Genomic DNA, 17,765 nt, shown 5'->3' on the forward strand with positions numbered 1-17,765 from the left:
GCGGTCAGTGCATAACGATCGGCGTTGCCGTCTCGCCCTCGGCCACCGGCCTGGTGGTCTTGCTCCGCGGCAGGAAGAACGCCGGGATGAGGGTCAGGACGATCAGCACAGTGGCAACGAGGAAGGTGTTACCGAAGGCATCCGACGCCGCACTGAGAATCGAATTCGCAGCAGACTCCTGCGGACTTCCCGGTTCGGTCGGAATGTGCGAGGCCGCACCGACCATCGTCGTGTCGAGGCCACGATCGAGAAGCTGGTTGGTCAAGACCACCGACATCACGGCGGTACCGATCGAACCTGCGGTCTGCTGAACGATGTTCATCAGGGTGGAGCCGCGAGCAATCTGCTCGTTGGAGAGCGTCACGATAGCTGCGGTCATCAGCGGCATCATGGTGCAACCCATACCGAGGCCCATGACGAACAAGGCACCCATCAGCAGCCACGTCGGGGAATCCGAGGCAACCTGTGTGAACACACCCAAGCCGATCAGAATCAACGGCAAACCGGTCAGGACGATCTTGCCCGGGCCGATCTTGTCGACCAGTCGACCAGCGATGGGCATGGTGACCATAGCGCCGAGACCCTGCGGAGCCATCAACAATCCGGCAGCGAGCGTGGTGTGACCGCCGACCTGGATGAAGTAGCTCGGGAACAGCAACCCGGCGCCCATGAACGCGACGATGAACAGCGACGTCGTGATGACGGCGGTGGTCAACTGACGGTTCTTGAACAGGTGCAGGTCGATCAGCGGGTGATCCTTGTTGAGCGCGTGGAACACGAAGGCGATGATCAGCGCCAGACCGATACCGGCCGACACCAGAACCCGAGCCGACGCAACCGTTCCCACCTCAGGGATGGACGACACACCGAACAAGAACAGCGCGAGGCCGGGTGACAGCAGGATCATGCCGAGGAAGTCGAAGGACTCCGAAGGCTTCGCCTTGTCGGACGGCAGAATGATGAATGCCGCTGCCAACGCGATGATGCCGATCGGCAGGTTGATCAGGAAGATCCAGTGCCAGCTCGCGGCCTCGATCAGCCAACCACCGAGGATCGGGCCACCGATGGGGCCGAGCAGCATCGGGATACCGAGAACTGCCATGACGCGACCGACGCGGTCCGGACCGGCGGCCCGGGTCATGATCGTCATACCGAGCGGCATCAACATGCCGCCGCCGAGGCCCTGGAGCACACGGAAGCCGATGAGCGAGGTGATGTCCCACGCCATCGCACAGGCGACCGAACCGAGCACGAACAGCACCAGGGCCGTCATGTAGAGGCGCTTGGTGCCGAAACGGTCGGCAGCCCAACCGGTAACCGGAATGACCGTCGCCAAAGCGAGGGTGTAGGCCGTCATCGTCCACGCGACGGTGGCGTACGAAGTTTCGAAGTCCTCGGCAAAGGTGGTGAGCGCGACGCTCACCACGGTTACGTCGAGAATCGACATGATGGCGCCGAGCACCACCACGGAAGCGATCTTGAGGACCGCCCCGTCAAGTTTGTCGGACGCCGGTGCCGGCGCGTTCGGCGATGTCATCGCGAAGTCTCCTGGTTAAGTGCTCGCAGATAGTCACCCGCGAGAATGGGCTTGAGAGCCTCGAACAAACGAATCCGCTCTGGCTCAGGAACACGCGACGCGAATTCGCGAAGCTGGCCGCGCTTGCACTCGATGTGGTTGGTCGTCACCTTACGACCGGCCTCCGACAAGGAAACCCGCTTGACGCGTCGGTCCCGCTCGTCTTCACGGCGATCGACCAGACCCATGTTCACGAGCTGATCGATGTTTCGCCCCGTAGCTGCCACCGAGAGCCGAAGCTCGTCGGCAACCTCGTTGATCGGGATCGCCGCATCACGTTGTGCAAGTACGAACAGCACACGCACCTGAGAGAACGAGAGATCCAGTTCGATCAACGCATCGATCGACTCCGAATCACCGGCGCTCATCAGGCGAGTGAACAACTCGTCGAGTGCTCCATACAGGTCATCAGAATCGGAAGCGATCACCTGGCAAATGGTAGTGCGGTTGCAACTATTGCCCAAATGAAAACATGTTGCAACTTATTATTTGGTGACCACCATCACGTTGCAAAGAATCATTCCTGCAGCAAGATGGCCTTTCCGAGAACTTTGCCGCTTTCGAGATCAGCCAGGGCAACTGCTGCGTCGGCAAGCGGATACCGTGCCTTGACCAGCGGACGCAAGCCGTTTCGGACGTGCTCTACCAGCGATGCGTGTACCTCGGCTACCGCCTCGGGATTGGTACGCGTGAACTCACCCCATGCCGCGCCGACAATGCTGATATTGCGAAACAGCACCCGGTTCACCTTTACCTCGGGAATACCGCCGCCGGCGAATCCGATCACCACGAGTCGTCCTTCGGGTGCCAGAACCCGGACCGCGTCGTCGAACGCATCGCCGCCCACCGGATCCACCACGATCTGAGCGCCGACGCCGTCGGTCAGTTCCCGAATCCGCTCTCCCCATCCCGGAGCCAGCGCGACCACCTCGTCGGCACCGAGCTCACGCAAGAAGTCATCGACGCCCTCGCGTCGTACCACGGCGATCACCCGGGCACCGTGCGCCTTGGCCAGCTGGATGGTTGCCGTTCCGACTCCGCCTGCAGCGCCCAGCACGACGACTGTCTCCCCCGCGACGATCTTCGCGCGACGAGCGAGCGCGAACTCCATCGTCTGATAGTTGATGATCAGCGAGGCCGCCTCGTCGAAGGCGAGTCCGTCCGGAATTCGGAGTACCTGCGCCGGGTTGACGGCAATCCGCTCTGCATACCCACCCAGATACGCGGCCGCCAGAACACGATCACCCGGAGCGAAACCCGACCCTTCCGGCGCGGAGACCACGACGCCCGATATCTCCGCTCCGGGAATGAACGGCGGTTCCGGGCGGATCTGATACTTGCCGTAGGTGATGAGCAGGTCCGGAAAGCAGACGCCACTTGCCTTCACATCGATGAGAACAAGACCTTCGGCTGCGGGCTCGGGAACCTCCTGCGCGACAATTCCTTCGGGACCGGACAGTTCCGTAACCACCATGGCGCGCACAGAAAGCTCCTCTTCGGGACATCTGAAGTCTGGACCGGTAACCCGGTTTTCTCGACTTTAACCCGGTACTCACGTCAGATCATCGTTCGCTCCCGATGTGCAGACGTTCGAGTCCGTCGAGAATCAGATCGAGACCGAAAGCGAATTCGGCGGCGTAGCTGTATCCCGGAGCAAGGACGTGCTCGGTGGTCAACTCGGCCAGGTGCGGATACTGACCGCTCTCGAACGAGCCCATGATCGCCTTCGCCAGTTCCGTCGTTTCCTGCGCTGTTTCGAACGGCAAGCTCACTTCTTGCAGCACGAAGCCGTAGATGTACGCATCCATGATCGAAAAGGCATGCGCAGCAAGGGCGACGGGAAAGTCGGCGGCGCGTAGCGTTCCGATGACGGCATCGTGGTGGCGCAGGGTCGCGGGACCAGGCGTCGTTCGGGACTCCATCAACGGAGTTGCCCACGGGTGCCTCCCCAACACTTCCCTTGTCGATACCGCTCGCACGTGAAGTTCCGTGCGCCACGGGCGTCCCGGCGTCGGCAGATCGATCTCCGCGAAGACCGCATCGACCATTCCGTCGAGCAGATCCCCCTTGTCCGAAACATGGTTGTACAGAGACATCGCTTCGACGCCCAGTTCGGTGCCCAACTTCCGCATGGTCATCGAATCGATTCCGACGGAATCGGCAAGCGCGACAGCAGCGTGTACGACGTCGTCTCGGGTCAATCTTGCGCGCTTCTCCACGTTGACAGAACTTACACCGTAAGTGCAATACTTACGCTGTAAGTATTCGACGAACGGAGACTCGCATGCCGAAGGAACTGATGACCGCCGTCGTACAGGATCGCTACGGCGAGGCCGACGTTCTCTACGTCGACCACATTCCGCGCCCCGCTGTCGCCGACAACGAAGTGCTGATACGCGTCGAGGCCGCGTCCGTCGACCGCGGGGCATGGCATCTCATGGCCGGACTGCCATATCCGTTGCGCCTCGCGGGTTTCGGGCTGCGCAGACCTAGGAACCGGGTACGCGGACTGGACGTATCCGGCCGAGTCGAGGCCGTCGGCAGTTCGGTGACCCGCGTGGCAGTCGGCCAGGAGGTATACGGGATCGCGGTCGGTTCGTTCGCGGAGTACGCACGCGCACTCGAGACGAAGATTGCCGCAAAACCTGCCCGGTTGTCGTTCGCACAAGCAGCAGCGGTGCCGGTCTCCGCCCTCACAGCGTTGCAAGCCGTGCGCGACCACGGCCGCGTGCAGGCGGGCCAATCCGTCCTCGTACTCGGCGCATCCGGTGGCGTCGGGATCTACGCGGTGCAGGTGGCAAAAGCCATGGGCGCTCACGTCACCGGCGTGTGCAGCACCTCGAAAACCGATACCGTCCGCTCCATCGGTGCCGACGAGGTTCTCGACTACCGCGTCGACGACGCCACCGACGGATCGCATCGGTACGACGTCATCATCGACACCGGCGGCAACCGCCGACTGCGAGATCTTCGACGGGCGCTCACACGCACCGGAACGCTGGTGATCGTCGGCGGCGAGAACGGCGGACGGTGGCTCGGCGGAACCGATCGCCAAATACGCGCACAGTGCTTGTCTCCGTTCATATCTCAGAAAATGGGCACCTTCATCGCTTCGGAGAACGCCGACGATCTGGAGGTCCTGACGCAGATGATCGACGCAGGTGACATCACCCCGGTGATCGACTCCGTTCATCCCCTTGCCGACACCGCCGTCGCCGTGGCACGAATGGTCGACGGCTCCGGCTGCGGAAAGCAGATAATCGCCACTCGCTGAAAAGCCTGACAGAATCGGCTCACTCCAGCGAACAGGAATCTCACGTGAACCCAGATCTCACGCTCGCGCAACAGCCGGACCGAGGACCGATCTTCGTCAAGTCCCGCCCGGTCCGCACCGGCGACATCGACGTCGCCAAGCAGGTCAGGCTCGACGCCGTCGCCCGCTACCTGCAGGACATCGGCAACGACAACATCGAGGCCGCGGGAGCCATCGACACCCATCCGCTCTGGATAGTGCGTCGTACGGTCGTCGACGTCGTACGCCCGGCGATCTGGCCGGAAGAGTTGACGATGACTCGCTGGTGCTCCGGCTTCTCCACGAGATGGGCGAACATGCGTGTGCGCTTCGACGGCAGCAACGGCGCGCTGATGGAAACCGAAGGCTTCTGGATCAACATCAGCGCCGAGTCGGGCATGCCCACGCGGATGAGTGACGACTTCATGCGGCCACTGGAGGAATCCACCGACGAGCATCGCCTGAAGTGGAAGCGGGTACTCGCCGAGAACGCACCGGAGGCGGACGGCGCGGGTGTTCTGGACACGCCGTTCGCTCTGCGCGCCACGGATATCGACCCGTTCGACCACGTCAACAACGCCGTCTACTGGCAGGCAGTCGAAGAGGTCCTCAGCGCTCGCACCGAACTACGGACAGTTCCGCATCGAGCACTGATCGAGTACCTCTCCCCCATCGTCTCCAGCGACGACGTCGTCCTGCGCAGCCGCGTCGACGACAAGACCGTCACGGTCTGGTTCCTGGTCGGCGAAGCGCTCCGCGCAGTTGCGCAGGTGAGCGCCCTCTAACGCAGTTTCTGGGTCGCGACAGCCGCGACACCGAACACCAACGCAAGAAGAATCGCGGCCCAGAAACCGAAGAGCCACCACACCACGCCGAACACGACCACTGCCGGGGCAACGGTGATGAAAGCGATGGTGGGGCTTTCGCGTACCACCTCGAGTGCAGTTCGGGCATTAGTTCGATCGAGCTTCTTACCGGCCATCGAAAACCTCCTTCAAGGTCCTGACCATCCAGAGTAACCGGACTGACGGGCACAAAGCGGATACCGTGAACGCATGGCCGACCACCGCACCCTCGTCCTCATGCGACACGGCAAGTCCAGCTACCCCGAGGGCATCCGTGATCACGAGCGTCCGCTCGCCGAACGGGGCCTGCGCGAGGCCCGCATCGGCGGCGAATGGATCCGCGAAAACGTCCCGCCCGTCGACGCCGTTCTGTGCTCCACCTCCCGGCGGACCGTCGAAACCCTTGCCTCGACGGGAATCGAAGCTCCCGCCGGGTTCGAGAAGTCCATCTACGGCGGCTCACCCGCAGACGTCATTGCAGCTGCGCGAACCACGTCCGACCACGTCAAGACGCTCCTGATCGTCGGACACGAACCCGGAATTCCCTGGACTGCACTCGATCTCGCATCGAACGAAAACTCCGAAGCGGCCCAACGTATCCGCGACAAGTTCCCGACTTCGGCGATCGCCGTCCTCTCCGTACCGGTGCCGTGGACCGAACTCGACGACTCCGTCGCCACTCTGCTCGAGTTTCACGTGCCTCGTTAGATCAACCACACCGCTAAACCACCTCACGTAGCAGGCGGTCCGAAAGTGCAAGCGCGTCACGGTCGTACGTCGATGTCGACGCCAACACTTCGTCGGCACCGGTCCGTTCGGCGAGAGAGTGAAGTTGCTGTTTCACCTCGACGGGTGTGCCGTGCAGCGCCGAAGCCGTGAACGACTCGATCCGCCTGGCGTTTCGATCACTGCGCGGAGCACGCCTGATCTCGTCCAGCGACGCGAGCGGCGGAAACTCCCCCGTCCGTGACGATTCTGCGAGCGCGTATGCCTCCGAGATCAGCAACTCACGCGCCGCGTCGGTGGAATCGGCAACCGCCACTTCGAGAGAAACCACCACATAAGGTTCGGGATGAGCGTCGGTGGCCCGGAAAGCTCGGCGGTACTCGTCCAACGCATCCACCCGGCCGGTACCCCCGATTCCGAGTATCGGCCCACCCACGACCACCGGAAGCCCCAGCTGCGCTGCCACTTTCAGACCTGTGCGCGTCGCCAGCACGAAGATCGGGACTCCAGTCTGCGACGCCGGCCGTGCCGTCACTGCCGCGGAACCGTCCAGATAACGCCTCACCTCGTCCAGGTCCGACACAAACGTGTCCGGAGCGTCCTTGCCACGTCGTAGTGCCTGACGAACAGGCTCCGTGAATCCCAGCGATCGGCCGAGGCCGAGATCGATTCGCCCCGGGTACAGAGCCTCCAGCATCAAGAACTGCTCGGCGACGATCAGCGGTTGGTGATTCGGCAGCATGACCCCACCGCTGCCGAGTCTGATATCGCGCGTATGCGCGCCGATCGCGGCAAGCAGTACTGCCGGCGACCCGCTCCCGATCCCGGGCACCGCGTGATGCTCGGCCACCCAGAACCGGTGGTAGCCGAGAGCGTCGGCGTGCGCGGCACGTTCGACGGAATGCGTCAGAGCTGCGGAGTCGGGGTATCCGCTCCTGGTTCGGGATCGGTCGAGCAGTGAGAGAAGCACCCTCGGAGCAACAAGGAATTCGGAAAGTTTCATCCGGACGCCGAACGAGGACCGTTTCTGACCGCAATACCCGCAACACTGGACCTGTCGCCGGAATTCACCATCACATGAAGGGCACGTCATGGACATCAAGCTCGAACTGGTCGCCATTCCCGTCACCGACATCGACCGCGCCAAGGACTTCTACGTCCGCCTCGGATTCAATGCCGACCACGATCACACGGTCAGCGAAGACCTGCGATTCGTCCAGCTGACCCCTCCCGGTTCGGCCTGCTCGATCTGCATCGGCAAGGGAATCACCGACGCCGAGCCCGGCTCGGTCGTCGGCATGCAGGTAGTGGTCAAAGACATCGAAGAGGCCGAGCGCGAGTTCAAGAGCCGCGGCATCGATATCAGCCCGATCGACGACCAGGCCTGGGGGCGGTTCATCTACTTCGCCGACCCCGACGGGAACAAGTGGGCCGTCCAGGAGATCGTCATCCCGGACCTCAGCGGCAGCAACTCCTGAAAACGTCCCACTCCTGACATGAAAAATCCCCCCACCTCTTTCGAAGTGGGGGGATTTCTACGAACTAACGCTTAGCGGTAGTCGTTGCTGAAGCCGTAGTCGTCCAGCGGAACTGCAGCACCGGTGTTCTGGCCGAAGCCGTCCGGGCTGTAGTACTGGTCGTCGTACGACGGCACTGCGTAAGCAGCGGCGCGTGCCTCTTCGGTGGGCTGAACCTGGATGTTGCGGTAACGGTTGATACCGGTACCCGCAGGGATCAGCTTGCCGATGATGACATTTTCCTTCAGACCGATCAGCTTGTCCGAGCGGCAGTTGATAGCCGCGTCGGTCAAGACACGAGTGGTCTCCTGGAACGATGCCGCGGACAGCCACGAATCCGTCGCGAGCGACGCCTTCGTGATACCCATGAGCACCGGACGGCCGGCTGCGGGCTCGCCACCCTCGGCGACAACGCGGCGGTTTGCCGACTCGAACTCGGCGCGCTCGGTGAGCGAACCGGGCAGGAACTCGGTGGCACCGGAATCGATGATCGTCACGCGACGAAGCATCTGGCGCACGATGACCTCGATGTGCTTGTCGTGGATCGACACACCCTGGCTCCGGTACACCTCCTGGACCTCGTTGACCAAGTGGATCTGAACCTGACGCGGACCCATGACTCGCAGGACCTCGTGGGGATCGGCAGCACCTTCCATGAGCTGCTGTCCGACCTCGACGTGGTCACCGTCAGCCAAGAGGCTTTCGCGACCGTCGGCGTGCTTGAAGACACGCAGACGCTGACGCTTGCTGAGCTTGTCGTAGACAACCTCTTCGCCGCCGTCGTCCGGAACGATGGTGATCTTGTAGAAACGATCGCCGTCTTCGAGCTGTACCCGACCGGTGACGTCCGCGATAGGAGCCTTGCCCTTGGGCACACGTGCCTCGAACAGCTCCTGGACACGCGGCAGACCGCCGGTGATGTCATCTCCTGCGACACCACCCTGGTGGAAGGTACGCATGGTCAGCTGGGTACCGGGCTCACCGATCGACTGTGCGGCGACGATACCGACAGCCTCACCGATGTCGACCAGCTTGCCGGTGGCCATCGAGCGGCCGTAGCAAGTGGCGCAAACGCCGGTGCCGGTGGTGCAGGTCAGGACCGAGCGGACCTTGACCGTCGTGATGCCGGCTTCGAGCAGAGCATCGATCGCGGGGTCACCGAGATCGTGGCCACGCTCGACGATGACGGTGCCGTTCGCGTCGACTGCATCGGCCGCCAAGGTACGGGCGTACGTGCTGGTCTCCACGTGAGCATCGCGGATCATCGTGCCGTCGGCCTGCTTCTCGGCGATCGTGGTGACGATGCCGCGCTCTGTTCCACAGTCGACCTCGCGGACGATGACGTCCTGCGAAACGTCCACCAGACGACGGGTCAGGTAACCCGAGTCGGCGGTGCGGAGTGCGGTATCGGCCAGACCCTTACGAGCACCGTGCGTGTTGATGAAGTACTCGAGAACGGTCAGGCCTTCCTTGAAGGAAGACTTGATCGGACGCGGGATGAACTCACCCTTCGGGTTTGTCACCAGACCCTTCATACCGGCGAGCGAGCGAACCTGAGTCATGTTGCCGGCTGCGCCGGACTTCACGATCATCGGGATCGGGTTGCTGTCGGGGAAGTGAGCCTCCATGGCCTTGCCGACCTTGTCGGTCGCTTCCTGCCAAATGGTGACCAGAGCGCTGTTGCGCTCCTTCTTGTCCAGAGCACCACGCTGGTACTGCTTCTCGATCTTGTCGGCCTGAGCCTCGAAGTCCTCGATGATGGCAGGCTTCTCCGGCGGCACGAGCACGTCGGAGATCGAGACCGTGACACCCGAACGGGTGGCCCAGTAGAACCCGACGTCCTTGAGCTTGTCGACGGTCTGAGCAACCACGATCATCGGGTACCGCTCGGCGAGATCGTTGATGATCGTCGCCTGGCGCTTCTTCGGCATCTGCTCGTTGACGAACGGGTAGTCCGCCGGAAGCAGCTCGTTGAAGAGCACCCGGCCGAGTGTCGTGGTGGCGGTCCAGCCGTCACCGTAGTTCCAGCCCTCGGGGAACAGTTCGTTCTCGAGGTCGCGCGGCGGACGCTGCTGCGTCAGACGCACCTTGATCTGAGCCTGAACCGAGAGCGCGCCGCGGTCGACTGCCATCTGAGCCTCGGCGGGCGAGGAGTACACGCCCTGCTCTGCCTCGTCGTTGGTCGGAGCAACGAGCTCACCGGTGACACCCTCGTCGAGACGGGTCAGGTGGAACAGACCCGTGACCATGTCCAGACGCGGCATGGCGAGCGGGCGACCCGAAGCAGGCGAGAGGATGTTGTTCGAGGACAGCATCAGGATGCGTGCCTCGGCCTGTGCCTCTGCCGACAGCGGGAGGTGAACAGCCATCTGGTCACCGTCGAAGTCGGCGTTGAAGGCCTCACACACCAGCGGGTGGAGCTGAATGGCCTTGCCCTCGACGAGCTGCGGCTCGAATGCCTGGATACCCAGACGGTGCAGCGTAGGTGCACGGTTGAGCAGCACGGGGTGCTCGGCGATGACCTCTTCGAGGACGTCCCACACCTGGACGCGCTTGCGCTCGACCATGCGCTTTGCCGACTTGATGTTCTGCGCGTGGTTCAGATCGACCAGACGCTTCATCACGAACGGCTTGAACAGCTCGAGAGCCATCAGCTTGGGCAGACCACACTGGTGCAGCTTGAGCTGAGGACCGACGACGATGACGGAACGACCCGAGTAGTCGACGCGCTTACCGAGCAGGTTCTGACGGAAGCGACCCTGCTTGCCCTTGAGCAGATCGCTCAGGGACTTCAGCGGGCGGTTACCCGGTCCGGTGACCGGACGTCCACGACGACCGTTGTCGAACAGGGCGTCGACCGACTCCTGCAGCATCCGCTTCTCGTTGTTGACGATGATCTCGGGAGCACCGAGGTCGATCAGTCGCTTGAGGCGGTTGTTGCGGTTGATGACGCGGCGGTACAGGTCGTTGAGGTCGGAAGTCGCGAAACGTCCACCGTCGAGCTGAACCATCGGGCGAAGCTCCGGCGGGATCACCGGAACAGCGTTGAGGACCATGCCCATCGGCGAGTTGCCGTTGGTCTGGAATGCCGCAACCACCTTGAGGCGCTTGAGTGCACGCAGCTTCTTCTGGCCCTTGCCGCTGCGGATGGTCTCGCGGAGAGACTCTGCCTCGGCGTCGAGGTCGAAGTTCTGCATCAGGATCTGGATGGACTCTGCGCCCATCGCACCCGTGAAGTACTCGCCGTAACGGTCGACCAGCTCGCGGTACAGGAGCTCGTCGATGATGAGCTGCTTGACGCTCAGCTTGGTGAAGGTGGTCCAGATCTCGTCGAGACGATCCAGCTCACGCTGCGCGCGGTCACGGAGCTGACGCATTTCGCGCTCGCCGCCGTCCTTGACCTTGCGGCGGACATCGGACTTCGCGCCCTCTGCCTCGAGCTCGGCGATGTCGGCTTCGAGCTTCTGCGCACGTGCCTCGAGATCGGCGTCGCGCTGATCTGCGACGGTCTTCTTTTCGACCTGCATCTCGGCTTCGAGGGTGGACAGCTCGTTGTGACGGAGCTCCTCGTCGACACCGACGATGACGTAGGCAGCGAAGTAGATGATCTTTTCGAGATCCTTCGGAGCCAGGTCGAGCAGGTAACCGAGACGGCTCGGAACACCCTTGAAGTACCAGATGTGCGTGACCGGTGCGGCCAGTTCGATGTGACCCATGCGCTCACGACGAACCTTGGCGCGAGTGACCTCGACGCCACAGCGCTCACAGATGATGCCCTTGAAGCGGACACGCTTGTACTTACCGCAGTAGCACTCCCAGTCCCGAGTGGGGCCGAAGATCTTCTCGCAGAAGAGGCCGTCCTTCTCGGGCTTGAGCGTGCGGTAGTTGATGGTCTCCGGCTTCTTGACCTCGCCGTAGGACCAATTGCGGATGTCCTCCGCACTGGCCAAGCCAATGCGGAGTTCATCGAAGAAGTTGACGTCGAGCACGTAACTTCCTTTCCCCGTTGGGGTTACGGTTGCCGGTCACCCGGCAACCTGACTGCCAATTCAAATGTGAACTACGCCCCCGGGCCGCTCTCTCAAGAGCAACCCGGGGACCGAAACCTAGTTCGCGAGGTCGTCGACCGTCGCAGCTTCGTTCCTGGACAGGTTGATGCCCAGGTTCGCTGCGGCCCGCTCCAAGTCCTCGTCGTCGCCGTCCGCCATCGTGATGGCCGCGCCGTCCGAGGACAGCACCTCCACGTTGAGGCAGAGCGACTGGAGCTCCTTGAGGAGCACCTTGAACGATTCGGGGATGCCGGGTTCGGGGATGTTCTCGCCCTTGACGATGGCTTCGTACACCTTGACTCGACCGACCACGTCGTCAGACTTGATGGTCAGCAGTTCCTGCAGCGTGTAAGCCGCGCCGTAGGCCTGCATCGCCCAGCACTCCATCTCACCGAAGCGCTGGCCACCGAACTGGGCCTTACCGCCGAGAGGCTGCTGCGTGATCATCGAGTACGGACCGGTCGAACGAGCGTGGATCTTGTCGTCGACCAAGTGGTGCAGCTTGATGATGTACATGTAACCGACCGAGACCGGGTACGGGAACGGCTCGCCGGAGCGGCCGTCGAACAAGGTGGCCTTTCCGTCGGGTCCGACCATCTGCTCGCCGTCACGGTTCGGCAGCGTCGCGCCGAGGAGACCGGTGAGCTCGTCTTCCTTCGCACCGTCGAACACCGGGGTGGCGATGTTCGAGTCGGCCGGAGCGGACAGCATCTCTTCCGGCAGGGTCGCAGCCCAGTCGGGACGAGAGCCGTCGGACGCGATCTGAACGTTCCAGCCGGTCTTGCCGATCCACCCGAGGTGGGTCTCCAAGACCTGACCGATGTTCATACGACGCGGGACGCCGTGCGTGTTCAAGATGATGTCGACAGGCGTGCCGTCCGAGAGGAACGGCATGTCTTCCTGCGGCAGGATCTTGCCGATGACGCCCTTGTTACCGTGGCGGCCGGCGAGCTTGTCGCCGTCCTGGATCTTGCGCTTCTGTGCCACGTAGACGCGGACCAGCTCGTTGACACCGGGAGGCAGATCGTCGTCTTCGTCACGCGAGAACACGCGGATTCCGATGACCTTGCCGGTCTCACCGTGAGGAACCTTGAGGGACGTGTCACGAACCTCGCGAGCCTTCTCACCGAAGATGGCGCGAAGGAGGCGCTCTTCGGGGGTCAGCTCGGTCTCGCCCTTCGGCGTGACCTTTCCGACCAGCACGTCGCCGTCACGAACCTCGGCACCGATACGGATGATGCCGCGCTCGTCGAGGTCGGCGAGGACCTCGTCGGAGACGTTCGGGATGTCGCGAGTGATTTCCTCGGCACCGAGCTTGGTGTCGCGGGCATCGATCTCGTGCTCCTCGATGTGAATCGAGGTCAGGACGTCCTCTTCCACGAGACGCTGCGACAGAATGATCGCGTCCTCGTAGTTGTGGCCTTCCCACGGCATGATCGCGACGAGCAAGTTCTTGCCCAGCGCCATCTCACCGTTCTCGGTGCAAGGGCCGTCGGCCAGAACCTGGCCGGCCTCGACACGCTGTCCCTCGTCCACGATCGGACGCTGGTTGGCGCACGTGCCCTGGTTGGAACGCGCGAACTTGCGCATCCGGTACGTCTTGCGGCTTCCGTCGTCAGCCATCACCGTGACGTAGTCCGCGGAGATCTCCTCCACGACACCGGTCTTCTCGGTGATGATGACGTCGCCGGCATCCACAGCTGCACGCAGCTCCATGCCGGTACCGACGAGAGGTGCCTCGCTGCGAACCAGCGGGACAGCCTGACGCTGCATGTTCGCGCCCATCAGGGCACGGTTTGCATCGTCGTGCTCGAGGAACGGAATCATCGCGGTTGCGACGGACACCATCTGACGCGGCGAAACGTCCATGTAGTCGATGTCGGAGGACGCGACGAACTCGACCTCGCCACCCTTACGGCGGACGAGAATCTTCGAGTCGGTGAAGCGACCCTCGCGGTCGATGGCCGAGTTGGCCTGCGCGACTACGTGGCGGTCTTCTTCGTCAGCGGTCAGGTAGTCGACCTCGTCGGTCACCTGTCCGTCGACGACGCGACGGTACGGGGTCTCGATGAAACCGAACGGGTTGACGCGGGCGTAGACCGACAGCGAACCGATCAGGCCGATGTTCGGGCCTTCCGGGGTCTCGATCGGGCACATGCGGCCGTAGTGCGACGGGTGAACGTCGCGAACCTCGAGGCCGGCGCGCTCACGGGACAGACCACCCGGGCCGAGGGCGGACAGACGACGCTTGTGCGTCAGCCCCGACAGCGGGTTGTTCTGGTCCATGAACTGCGACAGCTGGGAGGTTCCGAAGAACTCCCTGATCGCAGCGACGACGGGACGGATGTTGATCAGCGTCTGAGGCGTGATTGCCTCGACGTCCTGTGTGGTCATGCGCTCACGAACCACACGCTCCATGCGGGACAGGCCCACGCGGATCTGGTTCTGGATGAGCTCGCCGACGGTACGCAGACGACGGTTGCCGAAGTGGTCGATGTCGTCGACCTCGACGGGAACCTCGACGCCGCCCGGAGCCGTCATCGAGGTGTCACCTGCGTGCAGACGCACGAGGTACTCGACGGTGGCGACGATGTCTTCTTCGGTGAGCGTGGATGCAACGATCGGCTGACCCGCGTTCAGGCCGAGCTTCTTGTTGATCTTGTAACGACCCACGCGAGCGAGGTCGTAGCGCTTGTCCTTGAAGAACAGGTTCTCCAGCAGGGTCTGCGCGCTCTCCTTGGTGGGGGGCTCGCCCGGACGCAGCTTGCGGTAGATGTCGAGCAACGCCTCATCGGTGCCGGCTGTGTTGTCCTTCTCCAGCGTGGCCATGAGGATCTCGGAGAAGCCGAAGCGCTCCGTGATCTGCTCGGTGGTCCAGCCGAGTGCCTTGAGCAGGACGGTGACAGGCTGACGACGCTTGCGGTCGATACGGACACCAACGGTGTCGCGCTTGTCGACGTCGAACTCGAGCCATGCGCCGCGACCCGGGATCACCTTGACGCTGTGCAGATCCTTCTCGGTGCTCTTGTCGACGCTCATGTCGAAGTACACACCGGGGGAACGCACGAGCTGCGAGACGACCACACGCTCGGTGCCGTTGATGATGAAGGTGCCCTTGTCGGTCATCATCGGGAAATCTCCCATGAAGACCGTCTGGCTCTTGATCTCACCAGTGTTGTTGTTGATGAACTCCGCGGTGACGAACAACGGCGCCGCGTAGGTCATGTCCTTGTCTTTGCACTCGTCCGTCGAGGCCTTGACCTCGTCGAATCGAGGGTCGGAGAAGGACAGCGACATAGTGCCGTTGAAATCCTCGATCGGAGAAAGCTCCGCGAGGATGTCCTCGAGACCACCGGACACTGCATTGTCGCCGAGTGCCGCTGCTCGTTCACGCCAACTCTGCGCGCCGATCAGCCACTCGAACGAATCTGTCTGTACGTCAAGAAGCCCGGGAACTTCGAGGGGTTCGCGAACTTTCGCGAACGAAACCCTCTTCGGGGCTCCGGGGATTCCGGAAACTGCCTTGGTCTGGCTAGAGACTGCCAAGATGCGTCCTTCCAGCACCTCACGCGGGCCGCTCCGTGCTGTTGCGACCGCCGCTGTATCTGCTTCGAATTTCGCTGGTTACAACCCGAACGAAACCCGTCGCAGAAAGCAAGAAGTACTTGACTTCGCAGCGGTTGAGACGAGGGGTGGACAGGAGGCAGCCAGCGCAACGTCCAAAAGTACACCCTTACTCTGGAAATGTCGAGTCGGGTGTAACTGAGGGTCGAATTCAGATACTGACGTGAGACTGCCGATCACTCGTCCGTGCATGTTCACCGATCAGAGTGGACCTTGCGGACCGCTCCGTCAAGGGCGAGAGCGCGTGTCGCAGCATTCGAACATTCGTGACGCGCATTCGAACACTGCCACCGGGAGTGTAGCCAGCAACGGCGTCACATACGAAAAATCTGGACCGACATCGTGCGTCGATCCAGATCTTCGCGCTGGTGCGCAGGTGCTACTGGTCGCGAATCTCCGAGCTACTGGTCGCGAATCTCCGAGCTACTGGTCGCGAATCTCCGAGATCAGCCAGTTTCCGTCCTGCTTCTCCAGACTCACGATGACCATTCCGGAGCGAGAGTCTGCCGCCACACCGTTCTGCGTCGAGCTGACGTTCAGTTGGGCGAGCAACTGCGCCCGGTCCTTCTCGAGCCGTGTGATCCCGATCAGCGGGACATCAGCGGTCGTTGCCGTCTGGGTTTGTTCGACGCCGGCCTTCTGCGTGTCCTTGTACTGCGTCAGCTGATCGCGCATCGACTGGTTCAGGCCCTGGACACCCTTGTCGAAATCGGCGTCGAAGGTGTCGGGAGAAAACGTGAAGACTGCAGCCAACGCCGACGGCGTCACACGAAGAACTTCAGCCGTGGCGCCTTCGTCCACCCAGGCGATGTCGCCCGTCTTCGCGCCGACTTTGAAGAAGGCGATGCCGGCGAGGATCGCGACGATGACCGCTGCGGCCCCCAGGATCGCGACCAGGCGCCAACCGGCCTTGGATTGTGTAGGTGTTGTCGCCGACTCCCCCGCGCCCGTCTCCGGGGTAGCAGGGGCCTTGGGCTCGTCTGCGACGGTTTTCGCCGGTTTGGTCAGATCGGGGCCTGGTGTGGATTCCGGAGCGTCGGTTTCCGTCTTCGGCGGCTCGATGTCTCCGGACTCTGCCTTCGTGAGCGTCGGCTTCGCAACCTCCGGCTTCACAGCCTCCTGTGTTTCCTCTTCCGGCTGTTCGATCGTGGGCTCGACCGGATCCGAATCGGACGTCCCCGCGGGGACGTTGAGCGAGCGAGCGCTTCCGGCGATCTTCGGCCGACGGTTCTGCGGGGAGGACGGTCCGCCGGTACGACGTTTGGGTGGCATTACGCGCTTCTCCTTCGAGGGATGTCGGTGTGCAGGTTCGACGAACTACTGGCCACCGGAATCACCACCCTCGGTTGTCGGTGCAGGAGTACCGGACGCAGGTGCCTCGGTCCCCGAACCAGGGGCAGGCGTTGCATCAGGTGCAGGCGTGGAGCCGTCGGCCGCCGGCAGGGTGCCGGAGCCGAGATCGAGTCGCGATCCGATCGGATCAGCCGACTGCGCCTTCCAGACCCCGTCGATCTCGACCATGCCCAGCCGCATGCCGAGCTGATTCTTGACGAACTGGTTGCCCTGGGTCGTGGTGACACGAACGACGACCAGTGCCGTGGCGGTCCGGTCATCGGTATTGAGCTCGGTCAGCGCGGACTGAACGACTTCGGTGTCAGCCTTCGAGCCCGAGTTACGCAACTCGTCGGTGATGGAATCCTGAACGGTCTGCAGATACGTCGTCATCTCGTCACCGGTCACCGAAGAACGCATGTTCTCGATCGACTGGTCGAGATTGGCCGAATCCGCGTTGTTGAGGTTGATCGCGACTTGCTGCGCACCGATAAGCGCGTCGTCACGCATCTCGGCGGTGGTGCGGTCGGTGGTGAGCGCCCGAACGTACGGGACGCCGAACACACCGAGCGCAACCACTGCCGCCAGAAGCAAGACACCGACCGCAATCAGAGACGCTGTCAGCCCCTTCGGTCTACCGGTTGTCGGCGCTCCCGATTCGACTTGCTCGGGCCCGCCGGACTGCGGGGAACTGTTTCTCTGAATCACACTCACTACCCTACTTACCTGTTTTGCCCAGCCTCTGGCCGCGAATCGTCAACTGCCACAACTCAGTAGCCTGAACTGCACAAACTCGACCACATT

The 17,765-nt window shown here is 62.6% G+C and carries 14 protein-coding genes; 4 read left to right on the top strand and 10 right to left on the bottom strand.

The genetic code is table 11. The annotated features are described in order from the left end of the window. Positions 1 to 4 precede the first annotated feature (4 nt). The 4 genes from ABIE52_RS12975 to ABIE52_RS12990 all read right to left on the bottom strand — a co-directional run bounded on the left by ABIE52_RS12975 (position 5) and on the right by ABIE52_RS12990 (position 3,795). Complete coding sequence (locus tag ABIE52_RS12975; protein WP_003942006.1) at positions 5 to 1,537, bottom strand: DHA2 family efflux MFS transporter permease subunit; 1,533 nt, start codon at positions 1,535 to 1,537, stop codon at positions 5 to 7. Next, complete coding sequence (locus tag ABIE52_RS12980) at positions 1,534 to 2,004, bottom strand: MarR family winged helix-turn-helix transcriptional regulator (RefSeq protein ID WP_003941890.1); 471 nt, start codon at positions 2,002 to 2,004, stop codon at positions 1,534 to 1,536. Before ABIE52_RS12980 ends, ABIE52_RS12975 begins: the two co-directional genes overlap by 4 nt. Before the next feature lie 89 nt (positions 2,005 to 2,093). Beyond that, a complete protein-coding gene (locus tag ABIE52_RS12985; RefSeq protein WP_003941986.1) occupies positions 2,094 to 3,059 on the bottom strand; it encodes an NADPH:quinone oxidoreductase family protein in 966 nt (321 codons plus the stop codon). A gap of 79 nt (positions 3,060 to 3,138) precedes the next feature. After that, positions 3,139 to 3,795 (bottom strand): TetR/AcrR family transcriptional regulator, encoded by a 657-nt coding sequence (locus ABIE52_RS12990; protein ID WP_003941871.1) that lies wholly within the window; start codon positions 3,793 to 3,795, stop codon positions 3,139 to 3,141. Between the two features lie 65 nt (positions 3,796 to 3,860). Here ABIE52_RS12990 and ABIE52_RS12995 point away from each other — a divergent pair, with 65 nt between their 5' ends. Together ABIE52_RS12995 and ABIE52_RS13000 are read left to right on the top strand one after the other, a co-directional pair. Continuing rightward, positions 3,861 to 4,850 carry an NAD(P)-dependent alcohol dehydrogenase gene (locus tag ABIE52_RS12995; protein WP_192712118.1) on the top strand — a complete coding sequence of 330 codons (990 nt, stop codon included), beginning with the start codon at positions 3,861 to 3,863 and terminating at the stop codon, positions 4,848 to 4,850. Between the two features lie 44 nt (positions 4,851 to 4,894). Next, a complete protein-coding gene (locus tag ABIE52_RS13000) occupies positions 4,895 to 5,653 on the top strand; it encodes an acyl-[acyl-carrier-protein] thioesterase (RefSeq protein ID WP_083291738.1) in 759 nt (252 codons plus the stop codon). On the opposite strand, the gene ABIE52_RS13005 is transcribed toward ABIE52_RS13000, so the two are convergent. Next, positions 5,650 to 5,850, bottom strand: a complete 201-nt coding sequence (locus ABIE52_RS13005) for a hypothetical protein (RefSeq protein ID WP_003941897.1) — start codon at positions 5,848 to 5,850, stop codon at positions 5,650 to 5,652. The two genes, ABIE52_RS13000 and ABIE52_RS13005, sit on opposite strands and share 4 nt — an antisense overlap. A 73-nt stretch (positions 5,851 to 5,923) precedes the next feature. On the opposite strand from ABIE52_RS13005, the gene ABIE52_RS13010 reads away from it, so the two are divergent. Continuing rightward, on the top strand, positions 5,924 to 6,421 hold the full coding sequence (locus ABIE52_RS13010; protein ID WP_007728426.1) for a SixA phosphatase family protein: 498 nt from the start codon (positions 5,924 to 5,926) through the stop codon (positions 6,419 to 6,421). Positions 6,422 to 6,434: 13 nt separating this feature from the next. Here ABIE52_RS13010 and ABIE52_RS13015 read toward each other — a convergent pair whose 3' ends face one another. Beyond that, positions 6,435 to 7,442 (bottom strand): LLM class flavin-dependent oxidoreductase, encoded by a 1,008-nt coding sequence (locus tag ABIE52_RS13015; RefSeq protein WP_192712117.1) that lies wholly within the window; start codon positions 7,440 to 7,442, stop codon positions 6,435 to 6,437. A gap of 88 nt (positions 7,443 to 7,530) precedes the next feature. Between ABIE52_RS13015 and ABIE52_RS13020 the strand changes: the two genes are divergently transcribed. Next, positions 7,531 to 7,917: a glyoxalase superfamily protein gene (locus ABIE52_RS13020; RefSeq protein ID WP_003942070.1), complete on the top strand. Its 387-nt coding sequence runs from the start codon at positions 7,531 to 7,533 to the stop codon at positions 7,915 to 7,917. Positions 7,918 to 7,988: 71 nt separating this feature from the next. On the opposite strand, the gene ABIE52_RS13025 is transcribed toward ABIE52_RS13020, so the two are convergent. The 4 genes from ABIE52_RS13025 to ABIE52_RS13040 all read right to left on the bottom strand — a co-directional run bounded on the left by ABIE52_RS13025 (position 7,989) and on the right by ABIE52_RS13040 (position 17,675). Beyond that, positions 7,989 to 11,945, bottom strand: a complete 3,957-nt coding sequence (locus tag ABIE52_RS13025; protein ID WP_003941914.1) for a DNA-directed RNA polymerase subunit beta' — start codon at positions 11,943 to 11,945, stop codon at positions 7,989 to 7,991. A 117-nt stretch (positions 11,946 to 12,062) separates the two neighbouring features. After that, positions 12,063 to 15,569: a DNA-directed RNA polymerase subunit beta gene (rpoB, locus tag ABIE52_RS13030; protein ID WP_003942068.1), complete on the bottom strand. Its 3,507-nt coding sequence runs from the start codon at positions 15,567 to 15,569 to the stop codon at positions 12,063 to 12,065. Between the two features lie 483 nt (positions 15,570 to 16,052). Next, positions 16,053 to 16,901 carry a superantigen-like protein SSL4 gene (locus ABIE52_RS13035; protein WP_192712116.1) on the bottom strand — a complete coding sequence of 283 codons (849 nt, stop codon included), beginning with the start codon at positions 16,899 to 16,901 and terminating at the stop codon, positions 16,053 to 16,055. A 45-nt stretch (positions 16,902 to 16,946) separates the two neighbouring features. After that, positions 16,947 to 17,675 (bottom strand): hypothetical protein, encoded by a 729-nt coding sequence (locus tag ABIE52_RS13040; RefSeq protein ID WP_192712115.1) that lies wholly within the window; start codon positions 17,673 to 17,675, stop codon positions 16,947 to 16,949. Between the last annotated feature and the right edge of the window lie 90 nt (positions 17,676 to 17,765).

The sequence above is a fragment of the Rhodococcus sp. OAS809 genome (assembly GCF_040546695.1).
GTDB classification, from domain to species: Bacteria; Actinomycetota; Actinomycetes; order Mycobacteriales; family Mycobacteriaceae; genus Rhodococcus_F; species Rhodococcus_F qingshengii.

Excerpts from the sequence above, each read along its gene's own strand:
- ABIE52_RS12975 (WP_003942006.1), bottom strand. The coding sequence starts at position 1,537 with ATGACATCGCCGAACGCGCCGGCACCGGCGTCCGACAAACTTGACGGG.
- ABIE52_RS12995 (WP_192712118.1), top strand. The coding sequence starts at position 3,861 with ATGCCGAAGGAACTGATGACCGCCGTCGTACAGGATCGCTACGGCGAG.
- ABIE52_RS13005 (WP_003941897.1), bottom strand. The coding sequence starts at position 5,850 with ATGGCCGGTAAGAAGCTCGATCGAACTAATGCCCGAACTGCACTCGAG.
- ABIE52_RS13010 (WP_007728426.1), top strand. The coding sequence starts at position 5,924 with ATGGCCGACCACCGCACCCTCGTCCTCATGCGACACGGCAAGTCCAGC.
- ABIE52_RS13015 (WP_192712117.1), bottom strand. The coding sequence starts at position 7,442 with ATGAAACTTTCCGAATTCCTTGTTGCTCCGAGGGTGCTTCTCTCACTG.
- ABIE52_RS13020 (WP_003942070.1), top strand. The coding sequence starts at position 7,531 with ATGGACATCAAGCTCGAACTGGTCGCCATTCCCGTCACCGACATCGAC.
- ABIE52_RS13035 (WP_192712116.1), bottom strand. The coding sequence starts at position 16,901 with ATGCCACCCAAACGTCGTACCGGCGGACCGTCCTCCCCGCAGAACCGT.